This is a genomic window from Herbidospora galbida, assembly GCF_005233835.1.
GTDB lineage: Bacteria > Actinomycetota > Actinomycetes > Streptosporangiales > Streptosporangiaceae > Herbidospora > Herbidospora galbida.
Genome location: NZ_SZQA01000017.1, coordinates 121,134 through 139,566, shown reverse-complemented (window position 1 = coordinate 139,566; position 18,433 = coordinate 121,134). Strand labels below are relative to the sequence as shown.

The 18,433-nt window shown below is 74.8% G+C and carries 4 protein-coding genes; all 4 read left to right on the top strand.

Features of this window, described 5'->3' with window-relative positions:
• Positions 1 to 5: 5 nt before the first annotated feature.
• From FDA94_RS19000 to FDA94_RS18985, 4 genes are read left to right on the top strand one after another with little or no spacing between them, the layout of a single operon-like run.
• A complete protein-coding gene (locus FDA94_RS19000; RefSeq protein ID WP_137248401.1) occupies positions 6 to 260 on the top strand; it encodes an MbtH family protein in 255 nt (84 codons plus the stop codon).
• Positions 257 to 10,597 carry a non-ribosomal peptide synthetase gene (locus FDA94_RS18995; protein ID WP_137248400.1) on the top strand — a complete coding sequence of 3,447 codons (10,341 nt, stop codon included), beginning with the start codon at positions 257 to 259 and terminating at the stop codon, positions 10,595 to 10,597. The genes FDA94_RS19000 and FDA94_RS18995 overlap by 4 nt, the downstream gene beginning before the upstream one ends.
• On the top strand, positions 10,594 to 17,496 hold the full coding sequence (locus tag FDA94_RS18990) for a non-ribosomal peptide synthetase (RefSeq protein WP_137248399.1): 6,903 nt from the start codon (positions 10,594 to 10,596) through the stop codon (positions 17,494 to 17,496). The genes FDA94_RS18995 and FDA94_RS18990 overlap by 4 nt, the downstream gene beginning before the upstream one ends.
• A complete protein-coding gene (locus FDA94_RS18985; protein WP_137248398.1) occupies positions 17,493 to 18,392 on the top strand; it encodes an ornithine carbamoyltransferase in 900 nt (299 codons plus the stop codon). The genes FDA94_RS18990 and FDA94_RS18985 overlap by 4 nt, the downstream gene beginning before the upstream one ends.
• Positions 18,393 to 18,433: the final 41 nt, after the last annotated feature.

The window sequence follows — 18,433 nt, the reverse complement described above, 5'->3', positions numbered from 1 at the left end:
TTCTCATGCGTGACGAGTCTTTCGAGGCGGATTCCCCGCGCGGGCCACAGGCGACCTCCGATCGCCCGGGTCCCGCCTACCTGGTCGTCGTCAACCACGAGGAGCAGTACTCCGTGTGGTTCGCCGGCCGCGACCTCCCCTCCGGCTGGCGGGCCGAGGGCACCACGGGCACCCGCGAGGAGTGCCTGGCCCACATCGAGCGGGTGTGGACGGACATGCGGCCGCTGAGCCTGCGGCTGCGGATGGCTGCCGACGCATGACCACCGCGTTCGCGCTGATCGCCGAGCGGGCCCGGCTGCGTCCCTCCGAGGTGGCGGTCGAGTCGGGCCCGGACCGGGTCACCTACGCCGAGCTGACGGATTTCGCGCTCGATCTGGCGGCGGCCCTGCGGGCGGCCGGGATCCGGCGGGGCGACCTCGTCGGGGTCGCGGCGCCCAGGGACGTCCGGCTGGTGGGGACCCTGCTCGGGGTGCTCGCCTCGGGAGCGGCCTATGTGCCGCTCGACCCCGGCCATCCCCCGGAGCGGCTGGCCCACATCCTCGGGGACGCGCGGGCGCGGGCGCTGGTGACCACCGGACCGGCGCGGGCCGGGTTGTCCTTCGACGGGCCGGTGGTCCTGCTCGACGACCTCGTCCCCGCCCGCGCCGACCTGCCGGACGTCTCGGGCCACGACGCCGCCTACGTCATCTACACCTCCGGGTCGACCGGCCGCCCCAAGGGCGTCATGGTCTCGCACGCGGCGCTGGCCAACTTCCTCACGTCGATGCTGGCCAGCCCGGGGGTGCCGGAGGGGGTGGTGTTCCCGGCGATCACGACGGTGTCGTTCGACATCGCCGCGCTGGAGCTCTACCTGCCGCTGCTGGCCGGCGGCCGGGTCGTCGTCGCGGGCCGGGACGAGGCCCGCGACCCCGAGAAGCTGGCGGAACTGCTGCGCCGCACCGGCGCGCGGCACCTCCAGGCGACCCCCACGACGTGGCGGATCCTGCTCGACTCGGGCTGGCGTCCGCCGGAGGGGTTCCGGGCGTTCTGCGGCGGTGAGAAGCTGCCCGCCGGCCTGGGCGACCGTCTCGGTTGCGAACTCTGGGACCTCTACGGCCCGACCGAGACGACCGTCTGGTCGTCGGTCGCCCGGGTGACCCCGTCGCCGTCCTTCGCGCCGGTCGCGGGCACCACCTTGCACGTCCTCGACGAGCGTCTCGAACCGGCGGAGACCGGGGAACTGCACATCGGCGGCGACGGCCTCGCCGTCGGCTACTGGTCCCGCAGCGCGCTCACCGCCGACCGCTTCCTGCCCGACCCCTTCTCCGCGCGCCCGGGGGCCCGCCTCTACCGCACCGGCGACATCGCGCGGGTGCTGGCCGACGGCCGGGTCGAGATCCTGGGGCGGACCGACGACCAGATCAAGATCCGCGGTTTCCGGGTGGAGCCCGGCGAGATCGAGGCCGTGCTCTGCCGGGCGTCCGGCGTGCGGGCGGCGGTGGTGCGCGCGGTGGCCGCCGGGGAGGGCGACCTGCGGCTGGTCGCCTACCTCCAGGGGGCGTTCGACGAGGAGGAGCTGCGCGAACACTGTGCCCGCGCGCTGCCCGCCCACATGGTGCCGGTGCGGTACGTCCCGGTCGACGTGTTCCCGACCACCCCCAACGGCAAGCTCGACCGCGCGGCGCTGCCCGCGCCCGCCGCGCCGCGGCCGGAGGAGGGCCGCACCCCGCAGGAGCGGGTGGTCGCGGCGGCGTTCGCCGACGTGCTCGGGCTCCCGGCCGGGGTGGACGACGACTTCTTCGCCCTCGGCGGCCACTCGCTGCTGGCCACCCGCCTGGCGAACCGGCTGCGCGCCGAGCTCGGGATCGACCTGCCGATCTCGGCGGTGTTCGACCACCCGACCGTCGAGGGGCTGGCCGCCGTCGTGGCCGCCGCCCCGCCGGCCGCCCGGCCGCAGCCGGTCCCCCGCGACGGAGAGGCGATCCCGCTGTCCCACGGGCAGCGGGCGTTGTGGTTCCTGGACCGGCTCCACCCCGGCGGGACCGCCTACCTGGAGTCGTTCGCCGTCCCTCTCGACGGGCCGGTCGACCCCGGCCGGCTGCGCGCGGCGCTGTCGCGGCTGGTCGAACGGCACGACATCCTGCGCACCCGCTATCTCGACGGGCCCGTCCAGGTCGTCGACCCGGCGCGGCCGTTCGAGCTGACCCCGGCGGAGGACCTGTTCGGCCCGATCGACCTGGCCGCCGAACCTCCGGTCCGGGTCGCGGCCGGGCCGTCGGAGGCGCTGTTCGTCGTCCACCACATCGCGTCCGACGACCGGACCGAGGAGATCCTCACCGCCGACCTGCGCGCGCTCTACCGGGGGGAGGAGCTCCCGCCGCTCCCGATCCGGTACGCCGACTTCGCCGCCGAGCGGCGGCCCCGCCCCGAAGGGCTGCGGTACTGGCGGGAACGGCTCGACGGCGCCGTCGCGACGGCGCCGCCCACCGACCGGCCGCGCCCGGCCGAATGGGACCCCTCCGTGGGCACCGTGCGGTTCACCGTGCCCGCCCTGGCCAGGGGCGACGCGACCGCGTTCATGACCCATCTGGCCGCGTTCTTCGGGCTGCTGTCGCGGGTCACCGGCGAGACCGACCTGTCGGTCGGGGTGCCGCTGTCGAACCGGGGGCGGCCCGAACTGGAGAACGTGGCCGGGCTGTTCGTCAACCCGGTCGTCATGCGCGCCGACCTGTCGGAGGGTCCGTCGTTCGACGAGCTGGTCGCGCAGGTCAGGGACACGGCGGTCGCGGCCTACGCCAACGACGATGTGCCGTTCGAGGTGCTCGTCGAGGAACTGGCGCCGGTCCGGGACCTGAGCCGCAACCCGTTGTTCCAGGTCATGTTCACGATGCACGGCCAGACCACGAGACCGCGGGACGCCGGCGGCGCCAAGTTCGACCAGAGCTGGCACCTGACCGAACGCCCCGACGGCGGTTTCGACGGCCACGTCGACTACGCGACCGCCCTCTACGACGAAGCCACGGTCCAACGCCTGGCGCGCTACTACGCCGAGCTGGTCCGGGCGGTCGCCGCCGACCCCCGCACCCCGATCGCCCGGCTCCCCCTGGCGACGACCGGCGTCCCGCTCGCCGGACCGCCGCCGGGCGAGACGCTCCCCGTCCACCGGGCCGTCGAGGCGCAGGCCGCGAAGACGCCCGACGCCGTCGCCGTGACCGGCCCGCACGGCTCGCTCACCTACGCCGAGCTCGACCGGCGGGCCAACCGGCTCGCCCACCACCTCATCGCACGCGGCGCGCGGCCGGGTGAGCTCGTCGCCGTCCGGCTGCCCCGCTCCCCCGGCCTGCTGGTGGCGCTGCTGGCCGTGCTGAAGTCGGGGGCGGCGTACATCCCGCAGGATCCCCGGCATCCCCGTGGCGCCGGCGCGGCTCTGACGATCACCGCGGACACCGTCGCCGGCGACCAGCCCGCCACCCGGCCGGACGTCGAGGTCTCGCCCGACGACCTGGCCTACGTCGTGTACACGTCGGGCTCGACGGGCGAGCCGAAGGGCGTCATGATCACCCACGGCGGCCTGGCGAACTACCTCGCCTGGGCGCTCGACGAGCTGCGCCCCGAAGGCGTCGTCCCGCTGCACACCTCGATCGCCTACGACCTGGTGCTGACCTCCGTCTACCCGCCGCTGGCGGCGGGCGCGACGATCGTGCTGGCCGACGAGGACGACGCCGGCGCCGACGCCCTCGCCAACGTGCCCGGCCGCCCGTTCGGCCTGGTCAAGCTGACCCCCACCCATCTCGGCCTGCTCGCCGCCGACTCCTCCCTCACGCGCCGCGTGGTCGTCGGCGGCGAGCAACTCCACGGCGACCACCTGCCCGCCCTCGGCCGGACGACGGTCGTGAACAGCTACGGCCCGACCGAGATCACCATCGCCTGCTGCGCCCACACGCTGACCGCCGCCGACGCCCGGCCGGGCCCCGTCCCGATCGGCGGGCCGCTGCCGGGTGTGACGCTGCACGTCCTCGACGACGCGATGAACCCGGTCCCGCCCGGCCTCACGGGCGAGCTCCACGTCGGCGGGCCGGGGGTGGCGCGCGGCTACCTCGGCGATCCGGCGCTGACGGCCGCGCGCTTCCTGCCAGGCCCGGACGGCACCCGCCTCTACCGGACCGGTGACCTGGTCAGGCAGCTGCCGAGCGGCGACCTGGAGTTCGTCGGCCGCCGCGACCGGCAGCTCAAGGTGCACGGCTTCCGGGTCGAGCCCGGCGAGATCGAGCAGGCGATCACGGCCCATCCGAAGGTCAGGGCGGCGGCGGTCGTCTTCGACGGGCGGCTGTCGGCCCACGTCGTCGCCGACGACCTCGACGGGCTGCGGGAGTTCGTGGCGGCCCGGCTGCCCCGGCACATGGTGCCCGACCTGTGGGGACTGCTGCCGGAACTGCCGCTGACCGGCAACGGGAAGCTCGACCGGCGCAGGCTGCCCGCGCTGACGCCGGTGACGACGGCGCAGGCGCCCCCGGCGACGCCGGCCGAGCACCGGATCGCGGCGATCTGGGCCGACCTGCTCGGACTCGACACGGTCGGCGTCGACGACGACGTGTTCACCCTCGGCGCGCAGTCGGTGCTGGCCACGCGCGCGGCGGCGCGGATCGGCGTCTCGGTCCGTGACGTCTTCCGGTTCCCCACGGTCCGGGCCCTGGCGGCCCGCACGGCCGCCGCCGAGGTGATCGGCAGGGCCGACCGTTCGAAGCCGCTGCCGCTCTCCCCCGCCCAGCACCGGCTCTGGTTCCTCGACCAGCTCATGCCGGGCCGGACCGACTACCTGGTGGTCACCGCCCTGCGGCTCAGGGGCCCGCTCGACGTCGCCGGCCTGAGCGGGCGGCTCGACCGGGTCGTGGCCCGCCACGAGATCCTCCGGACCCGCTACCTGCCCGGCCCGGTCCAGGTCGTCGACCCGCCGGTCCCGCTGTCGCTGAAGGCCGAACCCGTCGACCCCGCGGACCTGCTGGCCGACCTGGTCACCCGGCCGATCGACCTGGCGGCGGGCCCGGTGTTCACGGCGCGGCTGGCGCGCGTCTCCGACGAGGAGCACGTCCTGGCCCTGGTCGTCCACCACATCGCCACCGACGGGTGGTCGACCGGGGTGCTGGCCCGCGAGCTGGCGGGCGACCTGCCGGACCTCACGATCCAGTACGCCGACTACGCCGCCTGGCAGCACTCCCGGCCCGGCGACGCCTCGATGGACTACTGGCGTCGCCGGCTGGCGGGGCTGGAACCGGCCGAACTGCTCACCGACCGCCCGCGCCCGGCGGTGGCGGACCCGCGCGGAGCCGGGCGGCCGTTCACGATCTCCCCGGAGGTGGCCGGGCGGCTGGCGGAGATCGGGCGGAGCCGGGGCGCGACGCCGTACATGACGCTGCTCGCCGGGTTCTTCGCCCTCCTGGCCCGCCTCACCGGCGGCGCCGACCTGACGGTCGGGTCGCCCGTCTCCGGCCGGGATCGGCCCGAGACGCACGACCTGATCGGGTTCTTCGTCAACACGGTCGTGCTGCGGGCCGACCTGTCGGGCGACCCGACGTTCGGCGAGCTGGTCGACCAGGTCAGGCGGACGGCGCACGAGGCGTTCGGGCACGACGTGCCCTTCGAGCGGCTCGTCGAGGAGCTGGCTCCCGAACGCGACCTGTCCCGCAACCCGCTGTTCCAGATCCTCTTCGCCTACCGCGACGAGGCGGAGGAACGGTTCGCCCTGCCGGGGCTGGAGGTGACGCCGGAGGCGGTCCCGTGGCGTACCGCCAAGTTCGACCTGACCGTGGAGCTGACCCGGCGCGCGGACGGCGGCCTCGACGGGCTGGTCGAGTACGCGACCGCGCTGTTCGACCCCGCGACCGTCGACCGGTTCGTCGGCTGCTTCGAGCGGCTCCTCACCGCCGTCACCCCCGACGTGCCCATCGCCGCCCTGCCCCTCCTCGACGCCGACGAGGTCGCCGAGATCGACCGGCTGGCCGCGGGGCCGGTCCGGCCGCGCGGGGAGCTGGGGCTGCCCGAGCTGATCGCCGCCGACCGGAGCGAGGCGGTGGCGGTCCGCAGCGACCACGGGACGCTGACCTACCGCGAGCTCAACGAGCGGGCCGACGCCCTGGCCGCGCGGCTGCGGGCCGCCGGGGTGCGCCGCGACGACGTCGTCGGGGTCCGCGTGCCTCGTTCGCCCGACATGGTCGTGGCGATGCTCGGCGTGCAGCGGGCGGGGGCGGCGGTGCTGCCGCTCGACCCCGGCCACCCGGCCGGGCGCAACGCGTGGGTGATCGCCAACGCCGGGGCGAAGCTGGTCATCGACGACCTCGACGACCTCGACGGCCTTCCCGGCGGGCCGGAATCCGGGCCGGTCGGCACCGAACCCGACGCGCTGGCCTACGTCATCTACACCTCCGGTTCGACCGGCCGCCCCAAGGGCGTGGCGGTGCCGCACCGCGGCATCAGGAACCGGGTCATGTGGGCGGTCGAGCGGTTCGGCATCGGCCCCGGCGACCGGATGCTGCAGAAGACCGCGATCACGTTCGACGCCGCGATGTGGGAGGTCTTCGCCCCTCTGGTGTGCGGCGCGGAGGTCGTGCTCGCGCCGCCGGGGGCCGAGCGCGACCCGGCGGTCATGGCCGCGTCCGTCGCCAGGCACGGGGTGACGATCCTGCAGGCGGTCCCGTCGGTGTGGCGGCACCTGGCCGACGAGCTGCGGCCGGGCTCGCTCCGGCTGCTGTTCTCGGCGGGCGAGCCGCTCACGCGGGAGCTGGCCGACCGGCTTCCGGCTCCGGTCGTCAACACCTACGGCCCGACCGAGTGCTCGATCGACGTCACCGCGTGGGCGCGGGCCGGCGAGACCGGCGAGACCGTCCCGATCGGCCTGCCGCTCGACAACACCGGCATCCACGTCCTCGACGACGGGCTCCGACCCGTGCCGATCGGCGTTCCGGGCGAGTTGTGCGTCTCGGGCGAGAACCTGGCCCGCGGCTATCTGGGCCTGCCCCGGCGCACCGCCGAGTCCTTCGTCCCGCACCGCGACGGCGGGCGGCTCTACCGCACGGGCGACGTCGTCCGCCGCGACGCCGACGGGGTCCTGCACTTCCTGGGCCGCCGCGACCACCAGGTCAAGATCCGTGGTGTACGGGTGGAGCCCGGCGAGGTCGAGGCCGTGCTGGCCGGGCACGAGGGCGTCGCCTCCGGCGTGGTCGTGGCCCGGCCCGGCCCCGACGGCCGGCCGCGCCTGATCGGTTACGTCGTGCCCCGCGACGGGATGCCCGCCGACCTGGCCGACTACCTGCTCGCCCGGCTGCCCGCCCCCTACGTCCCGTCGGTGTTCGTCGAAATCGACCGGCTCCCCCTGACGACGACCGGCAAGACCGACCGCAACGCCCTGCCCGACCCCGCGCCGAACCGCGCCGAACCGGTCCCCCCGGCCACCGGGGCCGAGCGCGCGGTGGCCGCGGTCTGGGCCGACGTGCTGGGCCTGGACGAGGTCGGCGCGACGGAGGACTTCTTCACCCTGGGCGGCCACTCGCTCATGGCGGTCCGCGTCACGGCCCGGCTGGGCCTGCCCGTGCAGGCGATCTTCGAGAACCGCACGGTCGCCGCGCTCGCCCGGCTGCTCGACCAGGAGCCCGCCGCGGCCCCTCTGGTCGCGCGGCCCCGGCCGGAGCGCATCCCGCTCTCCTTCGCGCAGCGGCGCCTGTGGATCCTCGACCAGCTCGACCCGGGCAGCGCCGAATATCACGTGACCTGGTCGTTCCACCTGACCGGCGACCTCGACGCCGACCGGCTGACCGGCGCGCTGAAGGCGCTGGCCGACCGGCACGAGATCCTCCGCACCCGCTACGCCCCCGGCCCGGTCCAGGTCGTCGAGCCGGCCGCCGTCCTCGGCGACGAGCCGTTCGACCTGGCCGCCCGGCCGCCGATCAGGACCCGGCTGACCAGGATCGACGACCGGAACCACGTCCTGTCGGTGGTGCTGCACCACATCGCGTGCGACGGGTGGTCCGAGGAGGTCATGGCCCGCGAGCTGGCCGCACTCTACGCCGGGGAGGAACTCGGCGCGCCGCCGCTGCAGTACGCCGACTACGCCCTCTGGCAGCACGAGCAGCCGATGGACCACGCGCTGGCCTACTGGCGCGACCGGCTGGCCGGGCTGCCCCGGCTCGACCTGCCCACCGACCGTCCCCGGCCCCCGGTCAGGGACGGGCGCGGCGCTTCGGCCACGGTGCACGTGCCGGCCGGGGTGGCGGCGGAGCTGGTGGCGGTCGGGCGGGCACGCGGGGCGACGCCGTACATGACGTTCCTGGCGGTCTTCGCCACGCTGCTGCACCGCTACACGGGCGCGGTGGACGTGCCGGTCGGCACGCCGGTGGCCGGGCGGAACCGGCCCGAGCTGCACGACGTCGTCGGGTTCTTCGTGAACACGGTGGTGCTGCGGTGCGACCTCGGCGACGACCCGGCCTTCGCCGACCTGGTCGGCCGGGTGCGCGACACGGCGCTCGACGCGTTCCGGCACGACGAGCTGCCGTTCGACGTGCTGGTGGAGGAACTCGCGCCGCAGCGCGACCTCGCCCGGACGCCCCTGTTCGACGTGCTCTTCGAGCTGCGGGAGTCCGCCGGGGACACGCCCGCGCTGCCGGGCCTGGAGGTGCGGCGGATCGTCCCCGAGACGACCACGGCCAAGTTCGAGCTGACCCTCGCGCTGCGCGCCGACGGCGACGGCGGCTACTTCGCCGACGTCGAGTACGCCACCGCATTGTTCGACGCGGCCACCGTCGACCGGCTGACCGGGCACTTCCTGACGCTCGCCCGGAGCGCCGCCCGCACCCCCGACGCGCCGCTCAGCCGCCTCGGCATGCTCACCGAGGCCGAGCTCCGGCACCACTGGAACCCGCCGGCGGCCGAGGAGACCCCGGAGAGCCTGCCCGAGGCGTTCGCCGCGCAGGCCGCCAGGACCCCCGGCGCCGTCGCGGTCGACGCCCCCGACGCCCGGCTCACCTACGCCGAGCTGGACGAGCGCTCGACGGAGCTGGCCGAGCGGCTGAGGGCGCGGGGGGTGCGGCCGGAGCGGCCGGTCGCGGTGCTGATGGAGAAGTCGAGCGCGCCGATCGTGGCGCTGCTGGCCATCGCGAAGGCCGGTGGCGTCTACGCGCCGCTCGATCCCGGGCAGCCCACCGACCGGCTGCGCAGGCTGCTCGACGACCTGCACCCGGCGGTCGTCCTGACGGGCGGCCTCGACGGTCCCCGCGAGGCGGGGCTCCCGGCCGGGGATCCCGACCGGCTGGCGTATCTGATCTACACCTCGGGGTCCACCGGGATGCCGAAGGCCGTCATGGTCCCGCACCGCGCCTACGTCCACCACTGCCGCGTGATCGCCGGGACCTACGACATCCGCCCGGGTGACCGGGTGCTGCTGCTGGCCGCGCTGACGTTCGACGTCGCGATGGACCAGATCGCCGCGACCCTGCTGGCGGGCGCGACGGTCGTGGTCGGCGAGAACCGGTTCTGGACCCCGGCCGAACTGCCCGACCGGCTGGCCGAACACCGGATCACTCACATGGAGATCACGCCGGCGTACTACCGGGAGATGATGTCCGGCGTCGTCCTGCACGACGCCCGGCTGCGCGGGCTGCGGCTGATGAACGTCGGCAGCGACGTCGTCACCCACGACGACGCCCGGCGCTGGCTCGACACCGGCCTCCCGGCCCGGTTCCTGTGCACCTACGGCCCGACCGAGGCGACCGTGACCTCGGTCGTGCACCCGGTGCGGGAGATCGGCGCGGACGCCCCGGAGGCGACCCTGCCGATCGGAGCCCCGGTGCCGGGGACAGGGGCGTACGTGCTGGACGCGGCGATGAACCCGGTGCCGGTGGGGGTGCCGGGCGAGCTCTACCTGGCCGGGACCCGGCTCGCCCGGGGCTACCTCGGCAGGCCGGGGCAGACCGCCGACCGGTTCGTGCCCTTCGAGGGAGGCGCGCGGCTCTACCGGACCGGCGACCTGGTCCGGCGCCGCCCCGACGGGGTGCTCGACTTCCTGGGCCGGGTCGACGACCAGGTGAAGGTCCGGGGCTTCCGCATCGAGCTCGGCGAGATCGAGGCCGCGCTGGCGGAGCATCCGGAGGTCCGCGCCTGCGCGGTGGCGGTGTCCGGCGGGAACCTCGTCGGCTACGTCGTCACCTCCGGCGGCTCCCAGGGCGTCGCCTTCGCCGGGTTGCGGGCGCATCTGGCAGAGCGGCTGCCCGGCTACATGGTGCCCGCGCTCTGGGTCGCCCTCGACGCCCTCCCGCTGACCGCGAGCAAGAAGGTCGACCGCAGGGCGCTCCCCCCGCCCGGCCTCGCGCCGGCGGACCACACGCCGCCGCGCGACGAGGTCGAACAGGCCGTCGCCGACGTCTGGGCCGAGGTGCTGGGGCGGCCGGAGGTCGGCGTCCACGACGAGTTCTTCGAGATCGGCGGGCATTCGCTGCTGGCCACGCGGGTGATGACCCGGCTGGCCGACCTGTTCGGGATCGAGGTCCCGCTGCGGGTGCTGTTCGAGGCGACCACGGTCGCGGCGCAGGCCGCCGCCCTGGAACGAATCGCGAGCATGGAAGGTGCGCAATGAACTCCGAGACCACAGGGGCGAGACTGCTGCGTGACCGGCTGCGCGACCGGGGCGGGCGCGGCGGCGGCGTCACCCCCGTGCCGCGTGACGGCGCGCTGCCGCTGTCGTTCTCCCAGCAGCGGCTCTGGGTGCTCGACCGGCTGCGGCCGGGCGGCACCGACTACCTCGTGCCGATCGTGCTGCGGCTGACGGGCGAGCTGAGGCTGCCCGACCTGCGGCGGGCGCTCGGCGAGGTGGTGGCCCGGCACGAGATCCTCCGCACCCGCTACGTGACCGATCCCGACGGCAACCCGGTCCAGGTCGTCGACGACCCGGCGCCGATCGAGGTCGAGGTCGTCTCGGGCGATCTGGACGCGCTGCTCAAGGAGGAGGGCGCCCGGCGGTTCGACCTGGAGACCGGTCCGGTGCTGCGGGCCAAGGTCATCGAGGTCGGGCCGGACGACAACGTGCTGGCCGTGGTGGTGCACCACATCGCGATGGACGGCTGGTCGAGCGGCGTCTTCGTCCGCGACCTCGCCGCCGCCTACGCCTCGTCCGGGCTGGCGCCGCTGCCGATCCAGTACGCCGACTTCGCCGCATGGCAGCGGGAGCGCGTGTCGGGGCCGCGGCTGGAGAGCGGGCTCGCCCACTGGTTGAAGGCGCTCGACGGGCTGCCGCCGCTGGAGCTGCCGGCCGACCGGCCGAGGCCCGCCGTGTGGGACTCGCTCGGCGACACGGTGACGTTCACGATCCCGGCCGCCACGGCCCGCCGGGTGACCGCGCTGGGCCGCGACCACCGGGCGACGCCGTTCATGACGTACCTGGCCGTGTTCTGGGCGCTGCTGTCGCGCTACAGCGGCCGGCACGACTTCGCGGTGGGCACCCCGGTGGCGGGGCGCACCCGGACCGAGATCGAGGATCTGGTCGGGGTCTTCATCAACATGCTGGTGCTCCGCGCCGACCTGTCCGGCGACCCGACGTTCGGCGAGGTGCTCGACCGGGCGCGGGAGACGGCGATCTCCGCGTACGAGCACCAGGAGGTGCCGTTCGAGCGGCTGGCCGGCGCGCTGGCGGTCGACCACGACCTGTCGACGCACCCGCTGTTCCAGGTGAACTTCGTGATGCAGACGACGGAGCCGATCCGGTTCGAGGCGGGCGGGCTCACCGGCGCGGAACTGCCGGTCATCTCGCAGGGCGCGAAGTTCGACCTCACGTGGACGCTGGAGGAGCTGGCCGACGGGTCGCTCGCCGGGGAGGCGACCTTCGCGACGGCGCTGTTCACGCGGGCCACGATCGACCGGATGACGGCCCACTACCTGCGGCTGCTCGACGTCGTGGCCGAGGAGACCCGGCTGGGCGACCTGCCGCTGCTCACGCCGGAGGAGCACGAGCTGCTGGTGCGGGGTCCCGCCGGGACCGCCCCCGCCGCGCCGTGCCTGCACGAGCGGTTCGCCGAACAGGCCCGGCGCACCCCCGACGCCGTCGCCCTCAGGGCCGGGGACGTCGAGATGACGTACCGGGACCTGGACCTGCGCGCCAACCGGCTGGCCAACCACCTGCTGACGAAGGGGCTGGGCCGGGAGGACCTGGTCGGCGTCTGCCTGCGGCGCGACGCGAACACGATCGTGGCGATCCTGGGCGTGCTGAAGGCCGGCTGCGCCTACCTGCCGATCGACCCCGACCACCCGGCCGAACGGATCGGGTACGTGCTGGGCGACGCGCGGGCCCGGGTCGTGGTGACCGAGGGCGCGCTGCGCGACCGGCTCCCGGCGCTCGACGTCGTCGACCTCGACGAGCCGCTCGGCGGCGACGCGACCGCCCCCGAGACGGGCGCGCACCCCGGCGACCTGGCCTACGTCATCTACACCTCGGGCTCGACCGGACGCCCGAAGGGGGTGCAGGTCACCCACGCCAACGTGGTCCGCCTGCTGACCGCCAACGAGGAGGCCTACCGGTTCTCGCCGGAGGACCGGTGGGTGCTCTGCCACTCCTACGCGTTCGACGTGTCGGTGTGGGAGATGTGGGGCGCGCTGCTCTACGGCGGGCTGCTCGTCGTGGTGCCGTCGTCGGTGGTGCGATCGCCGTGGGAGCTGGCCGACGTGCTGGTCCGGGAGCGGATCACCGTCCTGAACCAGACGCCGTCGGCCTTCCACGGGCTCGTCGAGCTCGCCGGTCGGGGCGACCCCGCGCTCGACGGGCTGGCGCTGCGGCTGGTGATCCTGGCGGGGGAACCCGTCGAGGTCGCGGCGCTGGAACCGTGGTGGAACCGGTTCGCCGACACCGCACCGCAGATCGTCAACAAGTACGGCATCACCGAGACCACCGTCCACGTCACCTACCGGCCGCTCACCCGCGCCGACCTGGGCGGCGACCGCAGCCCGATCGGGCCGCCGATGCGCGACCTGACGCTCCACCTGCTCGACGACCGGATGCGCCCGGTGCCGGTCGGGGTGCCCGGTGAGATCTACGTCGGCGGCCCCGGGGTCGCGCGCGGCTATCTCGACCGGCCCGGCCTCACCGCCGACCGGTTCGTGCCCGCCGAGAACGGCGAGCGGCTCTACCGGTCGGGCGACAAGGCCCGGTGGCTGCCCAACGGGGACATCGGGTTCCTGGGGCGGTTCGACCACCAGGTGAAGATCCGCGGGTTCCGGATCGAGCTCGGCGAGGTGGAGTCGTTCCTGACCGCCCACCCCGACATCGAGACCGCCGTGGTCGTGGCCGACCGGCAGCGGCTGGTGGCCTACGTGCTGCCGAAGGACGGCGCGGCGCTGACGCCCTCGCAGCTGCGCGCCTATGCGGCGGGGCGGATGCCCGCGTACATGGTGCCGGCGCTGTTCATCCCGCTCGCCAAGCTGCCGCTGACCGTGAACGGGAAGGTCGACAGGCGGGCCCTGCCCGCGCCCGGCGAGGCCGCCCCCGACCGGGAGGAGGCCTACGTCGCGCCGCGCACCCCGTCGGAGCGGGCCGTCGCCGAGGTGTGGTCGCGGGTGCTGCAGGTCGACCGGGTCGGCGTCGACGACAACTTCTTCGCGCTGGGCGGCGACTCGATCAGGGCGGTCCGGCTGATCGGGCTGCTGCGCGACGCCGGGCACGGCTTCTCGGTCCAGGACCTCTTCCGGCACCCGACCGTGGGCGCGCTCGTCCGGACCGGCGGGACGCACGCCGAGGAGCCGGGCGTCGCCCCGTTCGCGCTGATCCCGGCGGAGGAGCGGGCGCTGCTGCCCGAGGGGCTGGCCGACGCCTACCCGATGGCCATGGGCCAGACCGGCATGGTGTACGAGATGCTCGCCGACCCCGGCCTGAACCTCTACCACAACGTCACGAGCTATCTGATCCGCGACACCGGCCCCTTCGATCCGGCCGCCCTGCGCCGGGCCGCCGAGGCGGTCACCGAGCGCCACGAGGTGCTCCGGACCTCCTTCGACCTGGGCTCCTACCGCCAGCTCGTGCACGAGACGGCGGAAATGGAGGTGACCCTGCCCACGTCGACCCTGCTCGAGTTCCAGGAGGCCGAACGGGCGCGGCCGTTCGACCTGACGAAGGCGCCCCTGGTCCGCCTCGGCGCCCACCGGGTCGCCGACGACCGCTGGTATCTGACCTTCACCGAATGCCACGCCGTCCTCGACGGCTGGAGCCACAACTCGCTCATCTCGGAGCTGCTGGCCTGCTACCGCGCCGCCCGCGCCGGGCTGCCCCTCCCCGAGGAGCGGATCTCGGTCCGGTACGCCGACTTCATCGCCCAGGAGCAGGCCGGCCTGCGCGACCCGGCCCATCGCGCCTTCTGGCGCGACCGCCTCGGCGAGGCGGAGCCGGTGAAGATCCCGGCGTCCTGGGCGGGCGAGCCGGGCCTCTACGAACTGACCGTCCCGCTGGCCGGGCTCGACCCCGGGCTCCGGCTGCTCGCCAAGCGGGCCGGCGCCTCGAAGAAGAGCGTGCTGCTCGCCGCCCACCTGGCCGTCTGGCGCTCCCTCACATCGGCGCCGCGGTTCCACTGCGGACTGGTCAGCAACGGCCGCCCCGAGGTGAAGGACGGCGACCGGGTGCGGGGCATGTTCCTCAACCCCGTCCCGTTCCTGGCCCCCGGCTTCTCCGGCACCTGGACCGACCTCGTCCGCGCCACCTTCGCCGAGGAGGTCGAGTTGTGGCCCTACCGGCGCTTCCCGCTGGCGGAGATGCAGCGCGAGTTCGGCGACGGCGGGCGGTTGCTGGAGGTCGTGTTCAACTACCTCGACTTCCACGTCCTCGACCGGGAGGCCGTCGACACGGCCGCCAGCAGCGAGATCAGCCCGAACGAGTTCCCGCTGGCCGTCTCGACCGAGGGCGACGCGCTGGTGCTGACCCTCCGGTCGGAGCGGGTGGCCCGGCCGTACGGGGAACTGCTGGCCCGGATGTACCGGACGGTGCTCACCGCGATGGCCGCCGACCCCGACGGCCCCGTCGCGGCGTCGGCGCTGGCCGCCGAGGACCGGGCGGAGATCCTCGCGCTCGGCGGCGGACCCCGGGGAGAAGGCTGGCGGGGAGCCGTCCACGAGCGGATCCCGGTGTCGGACCAGGTCGCCGTGGTCGCCCCCGACGGCGCGCTGACCTTCGCCGAACTCCACGACCGGGCCAGGCGGTGGGCCGCGCGGCTCGTGCTGATGGGGGTCGCCCCCGGTGACGTCGTCGGGGTCTGCCTGCCCCGGAGCACCGACCTGGTCGCCGCGCTGCTGGGCGTCCTGCGGACGGGGGCGGCGTACGTGCCGCTTGACCCGCGCGACCCGGCCGACCGGCGGGCCGCGCTGCTGCGCGACGCGGGCGCGCGCGTGGTCGTCACGCCCGGCCTGGAGCCGCTCGACGACGACGTCACGCCGTGGTCGCCGCAGCCCGACGACGTCGCCTGCGTCATCTACACCTCCGGTTCGACCGGCCGCCCGAAGGGCGTGATGGTCCGGCACGCCGCGCTGGCCGACCGGGTCAGGTCGAACGCGCACACGCCGGGCCTGTCGGCCGACGACGTGCTGGCGGCCGTGGTGCCGATCACCACCGACGTCGCCACGCTCGACGTCTTCGGCGCGCTGACGCAGGGCGCGAGGCTCGTCCTGGCCGCCGAGGACCTGGCCCGCGACCCGTTCTCCCTCGCCGACCTGCTGACCGCGCACGACGTGAGCTGGATGCAGTGCTCCCCCACCACGTGGCGGATGCTGGTCGAGTCGGGGTGGACGCCGCCGCCGGGCTTCCGGATCGTCTCCGGCGGCGAGGCCATGACCCAGGCGCTGAAGGACCGCCTGGTCGCGACCGGCGCGCAGGTCTGGGACTGCTACGGCCCCAACGAGGCCACGATCTTCTGCTTCGGCGCCCGGGTCGACGACGGCACGTGGTTCCTGGCGGACGGCGCCACCTCCCACGTCCTCACCCCCGGTGGCGAACCGGCGGCGTTCGGGGTCCCCGGGGAGATCCACGTCGGCGGCGACGGCCTGGCCCGGGGCTACCTCGGCCAGCCCGGCCACACGGCGGAGAACTTCCGCCCCGACCCGTTCGGCCCGCCCGGCGCCCGCCTCTACGCCACCGGCGACCTGGGGCGGCGGCACCCGGACGGCCGGATCGAGATCCTCGGCCGGGCCGACCACCAGCTGAAGGTGCGCGGCTTCCGGGTCGAGCTGGGCGAGATCGAGAACACGCTGGTCGCCTGTCCGGGGGTCCGCGCCGCGGTGGCGCATCCGGCGGGGGGCGCGCTGGCGGCGTACCTGATCGCGGAGCCCGGCCTCGACGTGGCCGCGTTGCGCGCCCACCTGACCGGGGTGCTGCCCGCGCACATGGTGCCCGCCCACTTCACGGTCATGGACGCCTTCCCGCGCCTGGCCAACGGCAAGGTCGACCGGGCGGCCCTGCCGTCGCCCGCCGGCACGTCCGCGACGCGCGACGACCCGCCGCGGGGCGCCAGGGAGCAGACCATCGCCGGGGTGTGGGCCGAGGTGCTCGGGCTGGCGAGGGTCGGCCGGGACGACGACTTCTTCGCGATCGGCGGCCACTCGCTCCTGATGATGCGCATCATCGTGCGGCTGCGCGAGGAGCACGGCATCACCCTGACCTTCCGCGACTTCCTCGGGCACCGTACCGTCCGGGGCCTGGCCACCGTGACGGGCGGCCCCCGCTCCCCGCTGGTCTGGTTGCGGGAGGGGCCGGAGACGCCGCTGTTCTGCGTGCACCCGGGCGGCGGCAGCGGCCACTGGTACCGGGTGCTGGCCGAGACGCTCGGCCGCTCGCTGGCCGCCTTCGAATGGCCGGGCCTGCACGGCGACCACCCCCCGGCGAGCACGGTCGGCGACATCGCCGACCTCTACCTGGCTGCGATGCGCGCGGCCCGCCCGGCGGGCCCCTACCACCTGCTGGGCTGGTGCGGTTCGAGCGGCATCACCTGGGAGATGGCCCGCCGCCTGCGCGCCGCCGGTGAGGAGGTCGAGCTGGTCCTCCTCGACCCGGTCCTGGACGTCTCGGCCGGCGACGACGCGGCCCACCTGGCCAAGCTGGAGGTCTTCAAGCGGGCCGAGGCCCTGTTCGGCGATCCCGCCGCGGCCGACGAACTGGTGGAGGTCCTGCGCGACGTGGTCGACGAGGACGCCGAGCAGATCACCGCCGACGACCTCGGCCCGGAGTGGGCCGACCGCCTGCGGTCGTGGCGGGAGCTCCTCCAGGCCCGCCTCGACTACCCCTTCCCCCGCTACGAGGGCACCGTGCACCTGGTGTTGTGCGACGAACTCGTCCAGGAGAAGCACGAGTCCATCCAGGGCAGCACCTACGCCGGCTACCTGCGCCGCTGGTCGGAACTGGCCGACCTGCGGCTGCACCGGGTCCCCGGCGACCATCTGGGCGTGCTGCGCGACCCCTGCGTCACCGACCTGGCCCGCGCCCTGACCAGCGCTCTCGCCGAAGGAGCCCCGTGAACCTGATCTCCCTCAACGACCTCACCGACGCCGAGCTGGAGGGCATCGTCCGCCGCGGCGTCGACCTCGCGGGCAACCGTGCGGAGACGCTGCGCGGCAGGGTCGTCGGCGTCTACTTCAGCAAGACCTCCACCCGCACCCGGACCGCCTTCACCGTCGGAGCCCTGCGGCTGGGCGCCCGGACGATCTCCTACGGCCCCGGCGACCTCCAGCTCAACACGGGCGAGACCCTGGAGGACACCGGCCGGGTGATGGCCGGCATGCTCGACGCCCTGGTTGCCAGAACGGCCGGCCCGGCGGCCGAGATGCGCGCCCTGAGCGCGGCGGGCCTCCCGGTCGTCAACGCGATGAGCGCCGAGGAGCACCCCACCCAGGGCCTGGCCGACCTGACCACTCTGTGGTCCCACTTCGGCCGCCTGGAGGGCCTCCGGGTCCTGTACGTGGGCGAGGGCAACAACACCGCCGCCGCCCTGGCCCGCGCCCTCCCCCGCTTCCCCGGCGTCGACCTGGAGTTCCGCACCCCGCCGGGCTACGGCCTGGAGCCGGAGGTGCTCGACGACCTGCACAGCCTGGCCAAGCGGTCGGGCGCGACCGTCCGCGAACGCCACGACATGACCGACCTGCCGGGCGACCGCGACGTCGTCTACACCACCCGCTGGCAGACGACCGGCACCAGCAAGCCCGACCCGGACTGGCGGACCCTCTTCGCCCCCTTCCAGGTGACCGCCGAGGTGCTGGCCGCGTGCCCAGAAGCCGTCTTCATGCACGACCTCCCCGCCCACCGGGGCGAGGAGGTCACCGCCGAGGTGCTCGACGGCCCGCGCAGCATCGCCTTCACCCAGGCCACCTGCAAACTGCACAGCGCGATGGCCGTGCTGGAGTTCGTCCAGAAATAGAACAAGGAGGAAGCCCGGCGGGAGACACCCGCCGGGCTTTC

What these genes read in the sequence shown, in the direction of transcription:
- FDA94_RS19000 (WP_137248401.1), top strand. Translation starts at nt 6, where the DNA reads ATGCGTGACGAGTCTTTCGAGGCGGATTCCCCGCGCGGGCCACAGGCG.
- FDA94_RS18995 (WP_137248400.1), top strand. Translation starts at nt 257, where the DNA reads ATGACCACCGCGTTCGCGCTGATCGCCGAGCGGGCCCGGCTGCGTCCC.
- FDA94_RS18990 (WP_137248399.1), top strand. Translation starts at nt 10,594, where the DNA reads ATGAACTCCGAGACCACAGGGGCGAGACTGCTGCGTGACCGGCTGCGC.